Source organism: Opitutus sp. GAS368, from assembly GCF_900104925.1.
Taxonomy (GTDB): Bacteria; Verrucomicrobiota; Verrucomicrobiia; order Opitutales; family Opitutaceae; genus Lacunisphaera.
In genome coordinates this window covers 3,399,256-3,417,754 of sequence record NZ_LT629735.1, presented here as the reverse complement: position 1 = coordinate 3,417,754, position 18,499 = coordinate 3,399,256, and the positions used below count along the sequence as shown (strand labels likewise).

The window sequence follows — 18,499 nt, the reverse complement described above, 5'->3', positions numbered from 1 at the left end:
GGGTCAGTATGTGCGAAAAGCATCTCGATGCATGAGACTATCAATGCTCAAACACAAATGAGTGCCATAAACATTCAGCCCCCTTGAACAAGCGGTTTGACGTGCAACCTCACACATTTTCTCGTATCGTGGAATATTATTGCACCTGAGTTCAACGGCCTCCGCCAGAGTCTTCGTCAATGCCGACAGGCTGCCTGTGTGAAAGAGCAATCCACATGCACAATCATTCACCAAAGCTGCATTCAATCCATGGGACGGAACGATGATCGGCCGGCCTGCTGCCAAAGCCCTAGTGACTGTGTTGCTTGAAACCTTAAAATATGGGGGATAAGCGCAGAGAAGATAGTCGGTCGCATAATAATAAATAGACACCTCATCCTCTGGCATTCTCCGGTCTATTCCTATCCAGCTATAATTCCCGCCGGAATGCTGGCAGCACTTATCGTATAATTTGCGAACGCCTGGACTCATTTGGCCTGCCAACAGGAATACTACTGCACGGGCGGTGCGTTTTTCGGCCAGCGCCAGAGAGGCTTGAAGAAACATATCAGCCCCCTTACGCTCATCTATCAATCCGAACATCAGAAAAACCGTCGCGCCATTTGTGATCCCCAGTCGCTTCCGAGCAGCTTCCTGAGTCCATTCTGGAAACTCATCCGGATCCCAAGGATCGGGAAGAAACCATGCCTGCTTGGGGTAGCGATCATGTCCGCGTTTCAGTCGCTCATCCGAGATATGCACTCTGTTGATATTGCCCGTGATTAACAACACACGCCAGACCCATGATTTCCAGCCTGCGCTCAGGTTATTGAAGAGATAGTAGGTGCAGATCACCCGAATGCCGTAGAAACGCGCGATCAGTGAAACCCGCCACGTAAACCCCGCGATGCCATCCACGGTCAATACATAGATAATATCGCAATCAGACTCCCTTGCTTTCTTCACCAAACCCCAAGCCGAGTTCTCCTGTTTACGCGCTTCGTGAATCCAGCTTATACACGCCTGCTCCAAGACCTTAATCGTGTAACGAAGAATAACCGGGCGATGCCCCGTATTGCCCGGTTCATAGAGTAGGATCTTCATGAATCGCTCTGGGGATTGTGCGGAAGCTCAAAATTGAGCACCCTCCGCCGCAAGGCCTCCTGCAGACATACGGAAAAAGCAAAATGATTCGCGACAAGTATCGAAAGCAGGAACTCAATCGACAAATGATTGTGGAATCCCCACAGGCAAGCTGCGTTCGAGGCAAACTCCAGCACTGCGATTAGTGCCAATTGTTTCATGCGATTATGCCCCATAAGCCATGTGAAACGGATATGTCCCAACACGAAAATAAGGAAATAGAGGCCGAGGAGCCAAAAATATTGGGCGGGCATGTCATATGAGTTGCCGTATAAATATCGAACAGCGATTCCCCCGCCTCCCCCTATCAAAACGCCGACCAGCAGAGCAAAAACCGTAGAGAGCCGGTTAAGCTTCCGCCATAATACATCCAACCACAATGCATCAGACCGCGCTCTTGCATCTGCTATTGCTGGCCACACCGGCGCTGTGACCATTATCACAAGGCCTCCAAACATTGAAGCCAAGCTCAGCAATATAGCTAGATGTCCAACCTCGACAGGCCCAACTGACCGCCCCAGTGACAGTTTGGCCAATTCACGCTGCCACCCGATTAATCCGATAGCCACAGCGTATAGGATGCTATCAGTCAACAGGCGGCGAATGTCTTGCCATATATTGCTAACCTGCGACCGAAGAAGATAAGGTCGGCCAACCAGCAAGTGAATGAGGTTGCTGCACTGCGCGACCAAACCCACTCCGTAGACAACCAATATTATCAAGATCAGGTCGGGATCCAGCCAAGCGACAATGAGCAGCAGCAAAACTGTAACTAGGTTACCGGTGGCCCCAAAGATGTTATTCAAATGGATCTCTTGAAACCCTGCACGCGCCTTTCCGCCTATTGAAACAATTACCTGCATGGCAACAATGCCCAAAACAATCCAGCAGCCCTGTTGAAGCTGCACCTGATGAGCAGCAAATGGTCTACCGAAAATAAAATCGGCTTTGCCAAGAAGCAGAAACCCTGCGCCTAACCCGGCGATCAAAATCCCCACCGAAACGACAACAGCAAAAGCGGCTCTAAAATAGCGTGCCTGTAATGGCCTGTCGTCGCCCACCACTCCGAGTGCCAGCTTGTGTCCCAGGGCAGGGCCTATTCCCAAATCTGCCGAGGAAAAGAAGGCCGGGATCGTGCTCATGGCGGCAAAGACGCCAAACATTTCCGGGCCCAGTTTTCTGGCCACAATTGGAAGTGCGATAAACTGCACCAGCAGCGTGCCTCCTTTCGAAATAAAAGAGGTCCCTACAGCCCGCCAAATGCGGTTGTTTCTTTCTGTGCCAACGGGTATTTTCAATCTGAAAGCAGCAACCCCTCGACGGCTTAGAGTTTGCGCTGCCGATAAATGAACTTCTTCGCTAGGATCTTTAGATACTCTAGGGCATAGCCCGCCGGCGATGTCTCATAGATTTGTCCGGTGCTGGCGCTTCTCCCGCGGATCTGTGGAGGCGGCAGCAAATAGTCGCATTTCAGCCCCGCCTTTGTTGCAGTGCTGATCGCAAGCGGAACGATATGCTCCAAGTAACGATGCTTGGAGTCGTCAATGGTTTCTACGAGTGGCATGACCAATTTCCAGAAACTGCCGGAAATAACCATCACACGAGTATCTGCATATTTCGCCCGCGAGTACAAATTGACGAGACTATCGCTCGATGTGTTGCGAGCCGCACAAATAAGCCGGTCCATGTTTTGAACCTGCAGGCGCCCGGTTACCTTCAGAAGAACCATCGAGCTCGGCTCGTCGGGTAATCGCTCTATCACTTCATTTAGCATTAGGGCCTCACTATGTCCCTTGCCTTTAAAGAAGCCTTCGGGAGTGACCGCACATTGCATAAACCGGACTCCAAGTTGCCCGCAGGCGCTTCGCAAGCGCATCGCAGCCGCTTCTGAGTTCTCGGCCAATATGTATGTTGCGTTGACTCCTGAAAGCCTTCCAAGGCGAACGTTCGCAGAGATTGCCTCAATGTATTCGTCTTCTCTGCTTAAATTTCCAGCCGTGATTGAAGCTTGGGCGTGGGGATTAACGCTGGCCGTGAAGACGACGTAGATTGACTTCATTCCTTGACCGCCGCCGTGGGCCGTTTACAAACAGCAATTAGGTAAGGACACGCCGCCAATCCGTAACTCGGGAATTCAAAATCCCCGGTCTGCTGGGCTATATCGCCATTGAATTTTAACCCCCTGAAATTCATCTTCCAAAATCGCACCAAAACATTTCCGAGGAGGAGCATCAGGCCTTTCGCTGTCGAGCCTTCAAACTTTCTCTGCCCAAATATTTGGACCACACCAAACCTTTTTCCCAGCTTTTCTCTGAACTGTTCAATGGTTAGCTCGCGCAAGTGATGTGGATTGTTTGTCGCCCGGCCACCGCTGTACACCATGGTGTTCGGAGTAGAAATGACCAAGATCCCTGAGCGAGAGAGTGATTTCTGCGCAGCATCTAGAAATAAGTCCTGATCCGCATCGGCTAGGTGTTCGATGGTTTCAAAGGAAACCACTGCATCAACCGAACCTGACAGCATTGTATCCAAGGATATTGCATCTCCGATCTTAAATTCGATATTACCAGCGGGAAAGTTTTTGCGAGCGTAGTCAATCGCCACGGATGAGATATCCACCCCTATTACACTTTCCGCGATACTCGCCAACTCGTATGTTCCATAGCCGCTTCCACAGGCAATATCCACAACCTTGTCTCCTCTGCGCAACAGTGATTTGGCAAAAGCATAGCGCGCCAGGTGGTAATAAAGGAGCGGCCTGAGATGCGTATAGTTCTCCGGATATACTCTTTCTCCATCAAATTCTACTGTATCGATTTTCATGTTATGTGATTAAGATCGCTGAACCTCAATTGGGATCAATAAATCATGTCAACAAAAGCAGCCTACGACTGGCGCAAGAAAAAGCACCTCATGGTGTCAGGCCATAGATTCAGCCAAACTCTCATGTATCTTGCCAAGGCGTTTATAGCCTTCGCAAACAGCGCTTCCCTGAATCTAATGGGAAACATATGCGATCGAGGCCGGATTTTTTCGGCGCTGTTTGGCTTTCGCCGTTTAATGCAATCTAGCCTATGCATCGTATTTGTTATCGGGATCAATAATCTTCTAGGAGCACCCCGGCCATCATTTGAGCTTTACGTAGCCGCCGATATAAAAGACCCAGGGGGCAGCAGCCGAATCATGCCCCGTTCTGCTGATGCAGTGTGTGATTCCTTCACTACTGCTCGCGAACTGGTCCGTCAGTGGCGGAAGGCCGGTGGCATCGGCCCGGTTGAAGTCTACGTGCACACCGGCACCTACTATCTCACTGAGACTGTTGTGCTTGGCCCGGAGGACTCTGGCACTGCCGACGCGCCCGTTGTTTATCGCGCGGAAAAGCCCGGCACGGTTCGGCTGATCGGCGGCACCAAATTGACTCCGACGCAAGCGCACTGGGACCGGGGCGATCTGCTTACCTTCCGTCTGCCGCCGGAACCTGTGGCCACCAACGGACTGGCGAGCGAATCCCGTCTTGGTCGCTCCCGACCAAGCTTTGAGGTTTTCTGGAATGGCCGGCGCCTGCCACTGGCGCGCTGGCCTAATCTTGTCGGGACCGACCGCCCGGACGACGGCTGGGCTTATGTCGAGGCCGTGCCAAAGACCGCTACAACGGACCGTTTCACAGTTCATGGCCTCCCTACGGGATTGGCTGTTACTGGTGCTGAGATTCGCGTCTTCTCGCAGCCAGAATGGTATGACCAGATGGTTCCCGTCGCAGGTTACGACACGACCACTGGGGAGTTGCATCTGGCCAGCCCTACGTCCTATCCGCTCGTGCCAGGCACACGCTTCTATCTGCAAAACGCCCGTGCCGCCTTGGATCAGCCGGGTGAATGGTGGTTCGATCCGCAGACACGTGAGCTGCTCGTGCTCGCACCCGAATCCTCGGAACACGGATCTGAGATTTTCATATCCCGACTTGCCACCATGCTGCATCTCAAGGGCGTCAGCCGTGTCGGCTTTTCCGGTTTCGTGTGGGAAGGAGCGACTGGTGATGCCATCCGCCTGGAGGACGTCTCGGACTGCACCTTCACTGACAATCAAGTCGCGCTTGCCGCCGGCTGGGGCATTGTCGCCAAAACAGACGGCCAACTGCTGATCAACCGAAACATCGTGCGCGACACGGGCCTGGGCGGTATGAAGCTGAGCGGTGGCGACAAGACTGCCCTGAAACCGGCGCAAACGATCGTGCGTGACAACGAACTGCGAAACTTTGGCCAACTGCTGGCCTGCTACCTGCCGGCCCTTTATCTGGATGGTGTCGGCCTGGTAGTGGAACACAACCATATCAGCCATGCTCCACACAGCGCGGTGACCTTTACCGGCAACAATCACCGCATCCTGGCGAACCTCATTGAGGATGTCTGCCGTGAGACGAACGATGCGGGTGCGATCTATGCCGGCCGGAACTGGGCTGATCGCGGCACACATATTGAGAGGAACGTGTTCCGGAATATTGTGGGCTGGCATTTCCTGCCCTCTAACTCCGTCAATTCCCAACTGCCTCCCGCCAAACGCTATGTCCCGGGTGGCTTGGCTCCGGCGGTTTACCTGGATGACATGCTCGAGAATAGCTTCATCCGGGATAACGTCTTCGACGATATCGAGACGACTGGCATCCTGCTCGGTGGAGGCAGCTACCACACCGTCATAGGTAATTTTTTCTCGCATATGCAAACAGGTTTGCTCGTCGATGCGCAGGGTTCCTATCAAACCTCCCTCGACCACCTGCGGCCCTTCCTGAAGGAGGGTTCGCCCTACTATGCGGCCTACCCCGAAATTCGGGATCGTGAAGCTCATGACCCGCTCACGCCCTCGCAACTGGGCATTGAGGACAATCATTTCATCGATGTTCTTTTGCCCTACGATATTCGCTTGCTCGGTGCGCAGAATATTTTCTCCGGCAATCATTTCGCAGGTCTGTCTCCGGCGGTGAAGGCTGTCTTGAAGCAGGCCCAGATCAGGAAACCGCTTAACTCCTGGGCCGAATGGCAGGCGGCAGGCTTTGATGTAGACGCAGTGTTGGAATCCAAACTCAGTTCGAAGGCACAGAAGAAAATGGATAAGATCATCAACGAGGCCGGACCCAGAAAGGTTAAGACAGTCACACCCTGATGTCGCTCAACCACCGCTGGTTGTCGATGTGCCACTGGACCGTGCGCTTGAAGCCTTCCTCGGGAGTAATCTGAGGCGACCAGCCGAGCAGGCGCTTGGCCTTGGCGATGTCGGCCCAGGTGGCGGCCATATCGGCCGGGCTGGAGGGCTGGCCCGAAATCTTTGCCTTAGTAGCAGGGAGCGTGGAGCCGGGAGCACGGAGCCTATTCAGAGATTTCTCAATGAACCCAATCACGGTCATCATGCTGATCGGGTTGCGGCCGCCGCCGAGGTTGATGACGTCGTAGCCGGGAGCCAAGGGCTGACGGCTGACGGCTGACGTCCGACATCTGACATCTGCCCTCCGTCGTCCGTCATCCGCCCTCCGCCGTCCGGCATCTGCCCTCCGTCCTCCGTCATCCGCCCTCCGAACAATTTTCCTGCCAAAATTGTTCCCCGCGCGATGTCGTCCACGTAGGTGAAGTCCCGGGCCTGCGAGCCGTCGCCGTAGAGCGTGATGGGCGTGCCTTTGCTGCCAAAAGCCATCCCTGGCTCCCGTCCCAAACCCCCGCCGCCCTCACCCTCGCCAGTGGCAATAGCTTGTGCGTCATTGAGACGCACATGCTCACAGGCGCCGCGCCCTGCTACGCCCCGACTCCCGGCTTGACGCCATCCCGGCTTGTGCGTCATTTGGTTGCACATGAAATCTGTCTCCCTCCGCCACATGCAGCACCACCTGAGCGATGTCATGCGCCACGTGGACCAGGGCCGCGAGGTTCTCGTCACCCGCCGCCGCCGCACCATCGCCCGCCTCGTGCCCGCCTCAGCCACCGCCACCCGCGCCAAATGGCCCGATTTCGCCGCCCGCACCGCGCGCATCAAGGGCTCGCCCCTCAGCGCCACCATCCTGGCTGAGCGGGACTGACCATGGCCTTCGATCTTTACCTGGACACTTCCGCCTTGGTGAAACTCTACGTGCGCGAGCCGGAAACCGCCGAATTGTCCGCCTTTGTCCGCAAATCCGCTCCGCCCCTGCCTTTTTCCTCGCTGCATGAGCTGGAGCTGACCCATGCCCTCGAACGCCGCCGCGAAGAAGGGGATCTCTCCACCATCGGCGTCAACCAGATCGTCGGCTCCCTCGACAAGGATCTGAAGCAAGGCGTGTTGGCCCGGCCGGGCACGGAATGGCCCGGTATCTTTGCCCGCGCCATCCATCTCCTGCGCCAGCACCGGGGCCTCCGCTCGCTGGACGCCCTGCACATCGGTCACGCCCTGGAGTCCGGCGCAATCTGGTTCGTCACTTATGACCGCCGGCAAGGCAAGGCCGCCGCCGGTGAGGGTCTGAAGCTCTGGCCGAAGAACGCGGGCTGAGTTGTAGGGCGGCATCGCTGATGCCGCCACGGCGAGGTCAGGCGACCCCACCCTACAGTCCGAGACGACATGTGCCGGTAGACACACCCCGCCCTGCTGGCACCCCTCTTCATAGAGGGGATTTGAACCGGCGTGAGTCTGGGTCCCCTCTAGCAAGAGGGGTGCCACGCCACGACGAGGGGTGTTGGAAAGTGGGTCGCTCACAACCTGATACCTCTCAACCAGTCCCGATTCTGCACATGCCAATCCACGGTCTTGCGGAAACCGTCCTCCGGACTGACTTCCGGCTGCCAGTTCAACAGCCGTTTCGCTTTCGCGATGTCGGCCCAGGTGGCGGCCATATCGGCCGGGCTGGAGGGCTGGCCCGAAATCTTCGCCTTTATCCGTCCTCCGTCCTCCGTTCTCCGTCCTCTGTCATAGAGCGCCTGCTCTATGAACCCAATCACGGTCATCATGCTGATCGGGTTGCGGCCGCCGCCGAGGTTGATGACGTCGTAGCCGGGAGCCAAGGGCTGATGGCTGACGGCTGACGGCTGACCTCTGCCAGCTGCCCTCTGTCCTCCGTCATCCGTCATCCGCCCTCCGCCGTCCGGCATCTGCCCTCCGTCCTCCGTCATCCGCCCTCCGAACAATTTTCCCGCCAAAATTGTTCCTCGCGCAATGTCGTCCACGTAGGTGAAGTCCCGGGCCTGCGAGCCGTCGCCGTAGAGCGTGATAGGCGTGCCTTCGTCAATCCACTTGATGAAACGCAGCGGCGCCATGTCGGGCCGGCCGGCGGGGCCGAACACCGTGAAATAACGCAGCACCGTGATGTCCAGGCCGTGCTTCCGATGATAATCATGGGCCAGGGCCTCCGCCTGCTTCTTGGTCTCCGCATAGGGCGACTGCGCGACCTGCAAGGGCCGGTCCTCCGTGAAGGGCATCGGACACCCGGCATAAACCGAGGAACTCGACGCCAGCACCTGCTTCGTCACCCCGTATTTCACCTGGCACTTGAGCACGTTCTCCTCCCCGAGGACGTTCGTGCGGCGGTAGAGTTCGGGGAATTCGAGGCTGTAGCGCACGCCGGCCCGGGCGGCGAGGTTGAAGACGGCTTCGAACTTCCGCGTGGCAAAGAGCTCGTCGACCTCTTTGAGGTTTTCGATATCAAGCACGCGGAATTCGAAGCGGTTATGCGTTAAGGGTTCTTTGTTATTGGAGAAGATGGATGTTTTCGCATCCCCGCCTAACTCATAACTCCTTCCCAATAACTTCGCGAGGCGATAGTCCTTCAGCCTCACATCATAATAATCATTCAGATTGTCCACGCCCACGACGGTGTGCCCGGCCTCGAGCAGGAGCTCGCAGACCCGGGCGGCGATGAAGCCTGCAGCACCTGTTACCAAGTAACAGTTGCTGCCGTTATTCGTTAGACATTGAGGGTTATTGGGCATGGGAGCAGCCGAGCTGCGGTTCTTGGTTATCAGCTGAGAGTTGTCAGTCCCGAACGTCCCACCAATAACAAATAACTCCTAACCCATAACCCCAAGCGATGCGCACAGCGCTTCGCTTGGTCACTTCCTGGTGGAAGCAACCGGCTGGTTCGTTGGATTTTTCTGTCATCGGCTTTCTACCCTCCGTCCTCCGTCCTCCGTCCTCCGTCCTCTGTCCTCTGTCCTCTGTCTTCTGTCTTCCGTCCTCCGTCTTCCGTCCTCCGTCCTCTGGTCAATTCGCCCTACCCTTGCCCCATCGGGGCCTAAAGCCCCTCCTACAGTTCGGTCTCTGCGCTCTCTGCGATCTCCGCGTTAAATACGTTTTCTATTTTTTGCGTTCTTTGTGCTTTTTTGTGGCCAACATCTCCATGCTCTTAGTTGTGTCCTGTAGCGCCCACAGGGCTCCCGCCACCGGACACCCCTTTGCTGTCGCTCCGGGGCTTACGCGGCAAAGCGCGCGCCATCTCCGCGCTGCGGCGCTGCGTCCCTGCTCCTCGTCCATCATCCGTGTATATCCGTGTCATTTGTTCCCGCCGCTGCCCGGAGGGGCACCCGCGCCAGTCACCCCTTAGCTTTCGCTCCGGGGTCACCTTGCTGGTGACCATCTCCGCGCTGCCGCGCTTCGTGTGGTTAAAAATGTCTTGGGTTTTGCTCCGCGCTCTCTGCGATCTCCGTGTTAAATTTTCAGGTTTGCTCCTTCATCTGCCCGACGGGCGCCCGATTCAGTCGGCCTTTGGCCATTGCTGCGCAATGCCATCTCCGCCTCGCGGCTCCGTCAGGTCTCTCGGCGCTTCGCTCCATGCTCCTAGCTCCCTGCTCCCAGCTTTAAGAACGTGCGGGCGATCGGCAGCAGGGCCCGCGTGCGGTCGTGCCATTGCGAAAGCTTCTTCAGGCGCTGCTGCATCACCTTCTGGTCCGGGGCGGCAAACGCCGCGGCGCCCCGGGCCAGGACCTTGAGCTTCCCCTTCCCCGACTCGAGCTGCCGTTGCAGGCGCTGCTCGATGAAACGCGCGATGAGCTTCCGCATCTCGATGTCGGGCTCATACAAAACACCGCGCGCTGGCGGTGTGGCAGCTTCGAGCTTCGCGCTACCAGCCTTGAGCTTCGAGCCCCCAGCTCCCGGTTCCACGCTCCCAGCTCCCAGCTCCAGGCTCCCAGCTCCCGGCTCCACGCTCATGGCCCGCAACGCCCCGACCTCCCGCAGAACCCTCAGCCCCTGGCTCACGGAGCCCTTGCTGATATCGAGCCGCGACCCGATGTCGGCGAAACTGAGCGGCGCCGGCGAGGCGAACACGATGCCGTAGATCGCCGCCACCGACTTCGGCACCCCGAGCAGCTCGGCCGCGTCGACGAAGAAGTCCACCATGGCGCGCTCGAAGGCGACCACCGCCCCAGGCCGGTTGCCCGGCAGGACCAGGCCGTGATTCCGATCAATGGCAACCGACGATGACATCTGGCGGTAGGGTTATGGGTTGAGGGTTGAGGGTTGCCGGGTCGAACCAACAACGAATAACAGCCAACCAGCAACGGCGGGTTTCGGGTTCATGGCCCGGGCAGTCAGGCGGAGAAACCCGCATACTTCAATTCATTTTGAACAAAACTTCTGATCCTCACACCCGAGCCTTTTTGACCACCAGCCGTCGCCAGGCCTTTGGCTGGCAGGCGGATTTCACGGACGGAGCGCGACAGCGCGAAGATGGCAAGGCCAGAAGGCGTTGCCCCGCAGCTAAAGCGAAGGGGTGACTGTCACGGGTGCTCATGGGCAGTGCAGGAACATTAAACGGATAAAGACCAAGACAGGTCTCTTACAGGAGGAAACTGAGGAAATACAGGAGGGGTTGGATTTATTTCCTTTGGGTTCAATACCCCGGAGCAGCTTGCTCCGGCTTGGATGGAGGCGGGACTATCAGTCCCGCGGGTTGCGGTCACGCGATGCATGCCTCGCGGGGCTAATAGCCCCGCCTCCACTTTCCGAATGCCCCAGGGGCTTGCCCCGGGGATCTTTACTTCTCTGTTCCCTCCGTTAGCTCCTGTGCAAAAAACCATCCGGGGTATCCGTGCAATCCGTGGTAAAATGCCCTGGCCTTGTCTCTCAGCTCGGTAAGGCCAAGCCCTACGCCGGAATCAGCGTATGCCTACTTCCCCAGCGGGGCGGCGGTCTGATACTGTATCCGTCGTGCCGGATGCCATTCGCCCAACCGCCCTCTTGGGCAACCTATCCTCCCTCTCCCTGGCGGCCCTGCGCCGGGTTGCCCGCGCCGTCTATCCCGGGCCGACCTGGAAAAGCCGCGGCCTGCGGGTGATATTCATCGCCCGGCACTTGGCGCACGGCCGCAACGCCGGCCTCTGGCTCGACTACCTGGGCCGGCCGGGGATGGCCGCCGCGGTGGTGCAGCATCCCAGCCTCTACCGCAAGGTCGTCCGCCCCTATGTCTCCCGCAACTGGCCCGACGCCGTGAAGACGGCCGCGATGATCCACCATTACGAGGCGCTGCGCCGGTCGGTCGCCCCGGAGGTCCGCGCGCAGATCTTCTCCCCCGCCGGGGCGGAGCTGGCCGTCTTTCCCGTCCGGAATGGCGACCTCCTCACGGTGCGCCTGCGCTACGACCCGAAGTTCCGCAAGGAGGGCGAAACCACGCTCGAGCTGGTTTCCGCCCGGCACGCGTGCCGGATTTTCTGCCTGACGTTCGTCCTGGCCCCCGACCGCCGCCAGCGGCGCTGCCTGGTCATCGGCGCCGTCTCCGGGCTGCCGGCGGGGACCGACAAGGCCATCATCAAGGACACGGCCAAGGCGCTGTTCGGGCTGAGGCCGAAGGCGCTGCTGCTCGCCGTGCTGCAGGAGCTGGCGCAGGCCTGGGGCGCGCACGGCCTGCTCGGCGTGGGCAGCCGCGTGCACACGTCGCGCCATCCGGTCTACGCGTTGAACCGCAGCCGCCGGTTCAGCATCGCCTACGATGAATTCTGGCGCGAGGCCGGCGGCACCCGGGAGAGCGACGGCTTCTTCCGCCTGCCGCTGCACTGGGTGGAACGGCCCGAGGCCGCGATCGAGTCCCACAAGCGCTCGCTCTACCGCCAACGCCACGCCTGGATCCGGGACTTGCAGCTGACCCTGCGCCGGCGCCTGCGGGAGTGGGCGCCCGCCGGACCGGAAAAGCGGGACCCGGAGGCGGTATCCGGGCTGCCGGCCGGAGAACTCGCGACCGCCGTTGCGAGCTGAGGCCGGAGGAGAAACCTGACGGAGCGCCTGGCGCGGAGATGGCGAAGCCGGAAGGCGTTGCCCCGCAGCTAAAGCGAAGGGGTGACTGTCACGGGTGCTCATGGGCAGTGCAGAAACATTGAACGGATAAAGACCAAGACAGGTTTCTCACAGGAGGAAACTGAGGAAAGGCTGGAGGTGGTTGGAAGCACTCTCCGTTATCTCCGTTGGCTCCTGTGCAAAGACCATCCGTGTTATCCGTGGTAAATGCCTTGGCCTTGTCCCTCAGGCCTCCTTTAAAGACCAAGGCAGGTCTCTTACAGGAGGTAACTGAGGAAATACAGGAGGGGTTGGGTTTATTTCCTTTGGGTTCAATACCCCGGAGCAGCTTGCTCTGGCTTGGATGGAGGCGGGACTATCAGTCCCGCGGGTTGCGGTCACGCGATGCATGCCTCGCGGGGCTAATAGCCCCGCCTCCACTTTCCGAATGCCCCGGGGGCTTGCCCCGGGGATCTTTACTTCTCTGTTCCCTCCGTTGGCTCCTGTGCAAAGACCATCCGTGTTATCCGTGGTAAATGCCTTGGCCTTGTCCCTCAGGTTTCCGTCTATCCATCTGACTCAAGTGGATCAGTTGGCCTGATTTTGCCCACTATAGGCGATCGCAAAACCAACGCTTTGGGACGGCCGGTTAAATACCAATGTCACTGTTGTGTCTCTGTGTCTCTTGACATCTGCGCCAAATGTGACTCTGTTACACCCATGCCGGCAACCACTGTTCTCACCATCAAGCAACTCCACGACGACACCGGTGCCCTGGTGCGGCGTGCGGGGGCCTTGAAACGCCCGGTTCCCATCACCGATCGTGGACAGGAGGTGGCGGTGCTCGTCAACCGGTCGCTGCTTCGCCCGGTAAACCGCAAGCGCACGGTGCTGCCGGAATATGAGGCGATGATGGCCGAGGCTCCGGGCGACACCATCCAGGCAGCGTTGGACGAAATCCGCGGTGACCGCTGAGCCATGGTTTTTTGCGACACATCGATGGTCGCCAAGCTCTATGTGGTCGAGGCCGAATCGAAGGCCGTGCGGGCATTGCTCGAAAAAGATGACCAGCGCTTCGTGTCGGATTTGGTTCGCATCGAGTTGATGGGCGTTTTTCACCGGCAATTACGTGAGAAAGTCTGGTCTCGCGAAAAATTTGATGCCGCCGTCCGTCAATTCAACACCGACGACATCGGAGGGTTTTGGACGTGGCTCCCCTTGGACGCAGCCATCATCGAGGCGGCCGCCAAGACCTATCTCACGCTTCCCGTCCCGGTATTTCTCCGGGCGGCGGATTGTCTCCACCTGATCACCGGCGTGCACCACAACCTGCCCGAAATCTACACCTACGACCGGCATCAGACGCTGGCGGCACCGGCGCTAGGCCTTAGACCGATGAAAGCATAATGGGAGAAAAGGCCGGGCCGGAACCATCGCAATGCTGCAACGCCTCGGGTCCGTATCTGTCCGCCCGCAAATTTCATCAACCCAGCCAATGGGCGGTGCAGGAACATTAAGCGGATTAACACGGATGGTCTTTGCACAGGAGCCAACGGAGGGAACAGAGAAACAAATCCAACCCCTCCTGTATTTCCTCAGTTACCTCCTGTAAGAAACCTGTCTTGGTCTTTATCCGTTCAATCTTGCCGCCCGGCGTTTGTCCCGAGAACTCCGTCGTCCCGCGGATTCACGGGCAAACGGATGAAGGAGATTTTTAACCACTAATCTTCACTAATTGGCCACTCATACCAATCGCCTCAAGCTACTGCACTCTACACCAAGGTCGCCAAGACCGCGAAGCAGATCCTGCGAGGGGAAATATCTCTGCGTTCTTTGCGACCTTCGTGTAAAAGCTTTGGGTGTTTGGTATAACACAGAGGCCGCGGAGATTTTAACCACTAAGATCCACCAAGCCGGAACGATTCAGCTGGAAACCACGAAACACACCAAAGACACGAAATCCAAAGCGGAATGGAGCCAGTTCATTACGGTGGCGAAATGACCGTTTGGTGAGTCACCCGACAACCGGTTGCTTGCTGGGAGGTGTTCTTTTCGTGTGTTTCGTGTATTTCGTGGTGACCCCACTTTGGGGCAAGAACTGAAGAGAAACCTGAAACCGGAAGGTTCCGAACCCCTCAGGTCTCTGCACCCTCCTCAGGTTTCAGGTCTCAGGTCTCTCTTCGTCTCCTGGCTGAAACCTAAAAAAGGCGCTGCGGAATGAACCGCAGCGCCCGTGATTGGCACCGGCCGACGCGTCACCGGCTTCAGGACTTGGGGGCCGGCGTTACCTGGGCGGCCACCGCGGCCTCCGCGAGCGCATGCGCATAGGCGCCGTAGCTCTTCGCGAGGTCCGACTGCACGGAGCCCCAGGTGGCCGCGTCCTTGGCCTTGGTGGCGGCCTTCAGGCTGATCCGGACCTGCTTCTCCTGCTCGCGCACCTCGACCAGGGCCTTGGCGAAGGCGGCCTGCGATTTGTCGCCCGCGGCCGCGGCCCGGAGGCGGAGATCCGCCACGAGCTTGTCCGACTCATCAAGACGCGCCTTGATGTCGGTGGTGACTTGATCGCGGTCGGTGAACTTCGCCGCGTGAATCGCCTCCACGGTTTCGTCCATGCGCACAGTGTCGCGGGTGCGGTCCGAGGCGACGGCGGCCACGGCCAGGCCGTTCGCCTGGCCTTCCGCCGAGGCGTGGGTGGTGGCGTTGGCGTTCAGGCCGTCACTGCCCTTCGCTTCGGTCGCTTCAGGCGAGGCATGGGCCGACATGGATCCGCCCGCGCTGGCGCCCACGGCGGGTGTATTGGCGCCCACGGCGGGTGTAATGGCCGGTCCGTGGGAGAAGGCGGGCATCGCCGCCCCGGCCCCGACCCCGGCCCCGCCACCGCCCCCACCGCCGTGCCCGGCAGCCATGGCCATCGTGGCGAAGGCGCTGAGCGTGGCAACTGTCAGGATGCTAATCATAAACTTACGTTTCATTGTCAGTTTTCTCCTAGGTTGAGGGTTCAACTTACCGACCCTATCGACCGGCTCCGCCCGGTGGTGGTTCGGAATTGCCCCATCTTGCCGGAATTTTTACCGGTAAAATCCGGGAACAAGAAGAGAAACAGCCCGATGGGGGGCCGGTGACGGAGGAAACCTGAAACCGGACGGAGCGCTTTGCGCGGAGATGGCGAAGCAAACCGGAAACCTGAAGGTTGGCGAAACCGAGGCAAAGAGACCTGAGGAGAAACCTGAGACCTGAAGGTGAAAACCCACGCATTTTACAGGAGATAACAGAGCTAACAGAGGAATTCAGAAGTCAGAAAGCCATGCTTCCGGTTCTTGGTTTAATGGATTCTGAGTAAAGATCCCCGGGGCAAGCCCCGGGGCATTCGGAAAATGGAGGCGGGGCTATTAGCCCCGCGAGGCATGCATCGCGTGACCGCAACCCGCGGGACTGATAGTCCCGCCTCCATCCAAGCCGGAGCAAGCTCCGGGGTATTGAACCCAAAGGGAATAAATCACTCCTGCCTTTCCTCTGTTCCCTCCTGTGAAATATTCCGAGACCGAGATTTTAAACTCAGGTTTGCTTCGCCATCTCTGCGTCAAGCGCTCCGTCAGGTTTCACACCGGCGGCTAACGCTTTGCCGCGAGCCACTGCTTCATCGCGGCCAGCGGCTTGGTGGTGACGACCTGATCCTTCGTCAGCCAGCCCTTGCGGGCGATGCCGACGCCGATCTTGTAGAAGGCCAGCTGCTCGGTGCGGTGGGCGTCGGGATTGATGCTCGTCAGCAGGCCCTTCTCCGCCGCCTTGCGCCAGTGCCGCCAGTCCAGGTCCAGGCGCCAGGGGTTGGCGTTGAGCTCAATGACCACCCCGTTGGCGATGGCGGCATCGACGACCTTGTCGACGTCCACCTCATAGCCTTCGCGCTCAAGCAGCAGCCGGCCGGTCAGGTGCCCGAGCATCGTCACGTGCGGCTGCTCGATGGCGCGGATGATGCGCTTCGTCATGACGTCGCGCTCCTGCCGGAATGAGCTGTGCACCGACACCACCGTGTAGTCCAGCTGGGCCAGGATGCCCTGGTCAAAGTCGAGTTTCCCGTCGGGCAGGATGTCGCATTCCGTGCCGGTGAAGACGTGGCACTTGAATTTCTTCGCGGCGTTGAGCTTCCCGATCTCCCCGATCTGCGCCGCCAACCGCTCCTCGGTGAGGCCCCGCGCCTGGACACTGGACTTGGAGTGATCGGCGATGCCGAGGTAGTCGAGCCCGAGCGCCTGCGTCGCCGCGACCATTTCTTCGAGGGTGTTGTGTCCGTCGGATGCCGTCGTGTGGTTGTGAAACACGCCGCGGATGTCGGCCTCCTCCAGCAGTTGCGGCAGGGCGTCCTTTTCCGCCAATTCGATCTCTCCGTGCCCCTCGCGCAGTTCGGGCGAGACGAAGTGCAGCCCGAGCGCCTTGAAGAGATCGGACTCGGTCTTCACCGAGACCTGAGACCTGAAACCTGAAACCTGAAAGCCTGAGGAAGCGCCGGGCGATTCGGGTTTCTTTTTGTCTTTCCCCTCAGGTCTCAGGTCTCCGGTTTCAGGTTTCTCTTTTTCCGTCGGACCATGCTTCTGGTCCGACGGGAAAAGTCCCCACTCGCTCATACTGAAGCCCCGGGCCAGCGCGCGCTGGCGCATCTGGACGTTGTGGTCCTTCGAGCCGGTCAGGTGGTGCAGCGTGAAGACGAACTGCTCGGGCGGCACCAACCGCAGGTCGGCCTGCAGGCCGGACTCGAGCCGCACGCTCGCCTTGGTCTCGCCGCGGGCCGTGACCTCCTTGATGCCCGGCTGCGTGACGAACCATTCGACGATCGGCGCCGGCTCGGTCGTCGCCACGAGGAAGTCAATGTCGCCGACCGTCTCCATCCGCCGGCGCAGGCTGCCGCACGACTCCACCTGCTTGACGCCGGGAAGTTTCTGCAGCCCGGCGAGAATCGGTGCCGCCGCCTCGGCGGCCACGAACCAGAGGTGCCGCTTGTTGTAGGCCTCGCGGTTGCGGATGCCGGCCAGGATGCGCTCCTGGGTTTTCTCGCCGAAGCCGTCGAGCGCCGCCACCCGGTTCTCCGCGCAGGCCGCGCGGAGCTTGGCGATGGTGTCGACGCCGAGTTTCTCCTGCAACGCCCGGACCTTTTTCGGACCCATGCCGGGAATGGCCATGATCTCCACCAACCCCGCCGGCACGGACGCCTTGAGCTGGTCGAAGAACTCCAGCCGCCCGGTCGTCGACAATTCGGTGATCTTCTGCGCCAGCGCCTCGCCGATGCCCTTGACCTCCTGCAGCGTGCCGTCGGCCACGCGCGCCTTGAGCTCGTCCTCGCCCAGCGACTCCACGACGCGCGCCCCGGCCTGGTAGGCCCGGGTCTTGAAGGGATTCTCACCCTTCAGTTCGAGCAGAGTGCCGATCTCGGTCAGAACGGCGGCGATCTCGGTCTTATTCATCGGTGACAATCACCGATATAGAGAAACCTGAAACTTGAAACCTGAAACCTGAAAATTCCGATCATAACCACGGACGAAGCGCGGCAGCGCGGAGATGGTCATGCCACAGGCATGGCCCCGCAGGGGTGACCGGCACGGGTGCCCGCGGGGCAGTGCAGGGAACAACACCCGAAATACACGGAATATTTCACAGGAGGGAACAGAGGAAAGGCAGGAGTGATTTATTCAGAATCCATAAAACCAAAAAAACCGGAAGCATGGCTTTTTGGCTTCTGAATTCCTCCGTTATCTCCGTTGGCTCCTGTGAAATGCCTTGGGCTTCTCCTCAGCTTTCAGGTCTCTTATCATCTTATCACCGGGTGCCGATCTCGGTCTTATTCATCGGTGACAATCACCGATATATAGAAACCTGAAACTTGAAACCTGAAACCTGAAAATTCCGATCAAAACCACGGACGAAGCGCGGCAGCGCGGAGATGGTCATGCCACAGGCATAGCCCCGCAGGGGTGACCTGCACGGGTGCCCGCGGGGCAGTGCAGGGAACAACACCCGAAATACACGGAATATTTCACAGGAGGGAACAGAGAGCACAGAGACAAACGGATTCACCACCAGGGAGTGTTTTCAAACCCAACAGATACTCGTTTCCTGTCATTCTGAACGAAGTGAAGAATCCATGCGTTCGCTCGTGATATGGCCTTCGCTG

At 58.7% G+C, this 18,499-nt stretch carries 15 protein-coding genes and 1 pseudogene; 6 read left to right on the top strand and 10 right to left on the bottom strand.

Going from position 1 to position 18,499, the window contains the following annotated elements; all coding sequences use genetic code 11:
* Positions 1–3 precede the first annotated feature (3 nt).
* From BLU29_RS14515 to BLU29_RS14500, 4 genes are read right to left on the bottom strand one after another with little or no spacing between them, the layout of a single operon-like run.
* Entirely contained in the window at positions 4–1,083 is a 1,080-nt protein-coding gene (locus tag BLU29_RS14515) for a glycosyltransferase (protein WP_091059352.1), read from the bottom strand.
* Positions 1,080–2,420, bottom strand: a complete 1,341-nt coding sequence (locus BLU29_RS14510) for a hypothetical protein (RefSeq protein ID WP_157693905.1) — start codon at positions 2,418–2,420, stop codon at positions 1,080–1,082. The genes BLU29_RS14515 and BLU29_RS14510 overlap by 4 nt, the downstream gene beginning before the upstream one ends.
* A 26-nt stretch (positions 2,421–2,446) precedes the next feature.
* On the bottom strand, positions 2,447–3,181 hold the full coding sequence (locus BLU29_RS18170; protein ID WP_157693904.1) for a hypothetical protein: 735 nt from the start codon (positions 3,179–3,181) through the stop codon (positions 2,447–2,449).
* The gene (locus BLU29_RS14500; RefSeq protein ID WP_091059344.1) at positions 3,178–3,945 is read right to left on the bottom strand and encodes a class I SAM-dependent methyltransferase; all 768 of its coding nucleotides are present in this window, start codon (positions 3,943–3,945) and stop codon (positions 3,178–3,180) included. The genes BLU29_RS18170 and BLU29_RS14500 overlap by 4 nt, the downstream gene beginning before the upstream one ends.
* A gap of 45 nt (positions 3,946–3,990) precedes the next feature.
* On the opposite strand from BLU29_RS14500, the gene BLU29_RS14495 reads away from it, so the two are divergent.
* Positions 3,991–6,279: a right-handed parallel beta-helix repeat-containing protein gene (locus BLU29_RS14495; protein WP_091059342.1), complete on the top strand. Its 2,289-nt coding sequence runs from the start codon at positions 3,991–3,993 to the stop codon at positions 6,277–6,279.
* Here the strand turns inward: BLU29_RS14495 and BLU29_RS18325 are convergent.
* The gene (locus tag BLU29_RS18325) at positions 6,269–6,577 is read right to left on the bottom strand and encodes a hypothetical protein (protein ID WP_091059340.1); all 309 of its coding nucleotides are present in this window, start codon (positions 6,575–6,577) and stop codon (positions 6,269–6,271) included. The two genes, BLU29_RS14495 and BLU29_RS18325, sit on opposite strands and share 11 nt — an antisense overlap.
* 116 nt (positions 6,578–6,693) lie before the next feature.
* Positions 6,694–6,789 (bottom strand): annotated as a pseudogene (locus tag BLU29_RS18840) (NAD-dependent epimerase/dehydratase family protein); the annotation flags it as partial.
* A 169-nt stretch (positions 6,790–6,958) separates the two neighbouring features.
* On the opposite strand from BLU29_RS18840, the gene BLU29_RS14485 reads away from it, so the two are divergent.
* Together BLU29_RS14485 and BLU29_RS14480 are read left to right on the top strand one after the other, a co-directional pair.
* Positions 6,959–7,183 (top strand): type II toxin-antitoxin system prevent-host-death family antitoxin, encoded by a 225-nt coding sequence (locus BLU29_RS14485; protein ID WP_091059337.1) that lies wholly within the window; start codon positions 6,959–6,961, stop codon positions 7,181–7,183.
* A 2-nt stretch (positions 7,184–7,185) separates the two neighbouring features.
* Positions 7,186–7,629 (top strand): type II toxin-antitoxin system VapC family toxin, encoded by a 444-nt coding sequence (locus BLU29_RS14480; protein WP_091059334.1) that lies wholly within the window; start codon positions 7,186–7,188, stop codon positions 7,627–7,629.
* Positions 7,630–7,829: 200 nt separating this feature from the next.
* Here BLU29_RS14480 and BLU29_RS18440 read toward each other — a convergent pair whose 3' ends face one another.
* Positions 7,830–9,062 (bottom strand): NAD-dependent epimerase/dehydratase family protein, encoded by a 1,233-nt coding sequence (locus BLU29_RS18440; protein ID WP_197677723.1) that lies wholly within the window; start codon positions 9,060–9,062, stop codon positions 7,830–7,832.
* 844 nt (positions 9,063–9,906) lie between these two features.
* Positions 9,907–10,554, bottom strand: coding sequence for a hypothetical protein (locus tag BLU29_RS14470; RefSeq protein WP_091059331.1), 648 nt, complete (start codon positions 10,552–10,554; stop codon positions 9,907–9,909).
* Between the two features lie 753 nt (positions 10,555–11,307).
* Here BLU29_RS14470 and BLU29_RS14465 point away from each other — a divergent pair.
* From BLU29_RS14465 to BLU29_RS14455, 3 genes are all read left to right on the top strand, one after another.
* Complete coding sequence (locus BLU29_RS14465; protein ID WP_157693902.1) at positions 11,308–12,318, top strand: DUF535 family protein; 1,011 nt, start codon at positions 11,308–11,310, stop codon at positions 12,316–12,318.
* 738 nt (positions 12,319–13,056) lie between these two features.
* Positions 13,057–13,311, top strand: coding sequence for a hypothetical protein (locus BLU29_RS14460; protein WP_091059327.1), 255 nt, complete (start codon positions 13,057–13,059; stop codon positions 13,309–13,311).
* 3 nt (positions 13,312–13,314) lie between these two features.
* The gene (locus BLU29_RS14455) at positions 13,315–13,743 is read left to right on the top strand and encodes a type II toxin-antitoxin system VapC family toxin (RefSeq protein WP_091059325.1); all 429 of its coding nucleotides are present in this window, start codon (positions 13,315–13,317) and stop codon (positions 13,741–13,743) included.
* A gap of 857 nt (positions 13,744–14,600) precedes the next feature.
* On the opposite strand, the gene BLU29_RS14450 is transcribed toward BLU29_RS14455, so the two are convergent.
* A complete protein-coding gene (locus BLU29_RS14450) occupies positions 14,601–15,293 on the bottom strand; it encodes a hypothetical protein (RefSeq protein ID WP_091059322.1) in 693 nt (230 codons plus the stop codon).
* A gap of 654 nt (positions 15,294–15,947) precedes the next feature.
* Positions 15,948–17,792 (bottom strand): helix-hairpin-helix domain-containing protein, encoded by a 1,845-nt coding sequence (locus BLU29_RS14445; RefSeq protein WP_091059320.1) that lies wholly within the window; start codon positions 17,790–17,792, stop codon positions 15,948–15,950.
* Positions 17,793–18,499 lie beyond the last annotated feature (707 nt).

What these genes read in the sequence shown, in the direction of transcription:
- BLU29_RS14500 (WP_091059344.1), bottom strand. Translation starts at nt 3,945, where the DNA reads ATGAAAATCGATACAGTAGAATTTGATGGAGAAAGAGTATATCCGGAG.
- BLU29_RS14460 (WP_091059327.1), top strand. Translation starts at nt 13,057, where the DNA reads ATGCCGGCAACCACTGTTCTCACCATCAAGCAACTCCACGACGACACC.
- BLU29_RS14495 (WP_091059342.1), top strand. Translation starts at nt 3,991, where the DNA reads ATGTCAACAAAAGCAGCCTACGACTGGCGCAAGAAAAAGCACCTCATG.
- BLU29_RS14455 (WP_091059325.1), top strand. Translation starts at nt 13,315, where the DNA reads ATGGTTTTTTGCGACACATCGATGGTCGCCAAGCTCTATGTGGTCGAG.
- BLU29_RS14470 (WP_091059331.1), bottom strand. Translation starts at nt 10,554, where the DNA reads ATGTCATCGTCGGTTGCCATTGATCGGAATCACGGCCTGGTCCTGCCG.
- BLU29_RS14515 (WP_091059352.1), bottom strand. Translation starts at nt 1,083, where the DNA reads ATGAAGATCCTACTCTATGAACCGGGCAATACGGGGCATCGCCCGGTT.
- BLU29_RS14480 (WP_091059334.1), top strand. Translation starts at nt 7,186, where the DNA reads ATGGCCTTCGATCTTTACCTGGACACTTCCGCCTTGGTGAAACTCTAC.
- BLU29_RS14450 (WP_091059322.1), bottom strand. Translation starts at nt 15,293, where the DNA reads ATGATTAGCATCCTGACAGTTGCCACGCTCAGCGCCTTCGCCACGATG.
- BLU29_RS14485 (WP_091059337.1), top strand. Translation starts at nt 6,959, where the DNA reads ATGAAATCTGTCTCCCTCCGCCACATGCAGCACCACCTGAGCGATGTC.
- BLU29_RS14445 (WP_091059320.1), bottom strand. Translation starts at nt 17,792, where the DNA reads ATGAATAAGACCGAGATCGCCGCCGTTCTGACCGAGATCGGCACTCTG.
- BLU29_RS18170 (WP_157693904.1), bottom strand. Translation starts at nt 3,181, where the DNA reads ATGAAGTCAATCTACGTCGTCTTCACGGCCAGCGTTAATCCCCACGCC.
- BLU29_RS18440 (WP_197677723.1), bottom strand. Translation starts at nt 9,062, where the DNA reads ATGCCCAATAACCCTCAATGTCTAACGAATAACGGCAGCAACTGTTAC.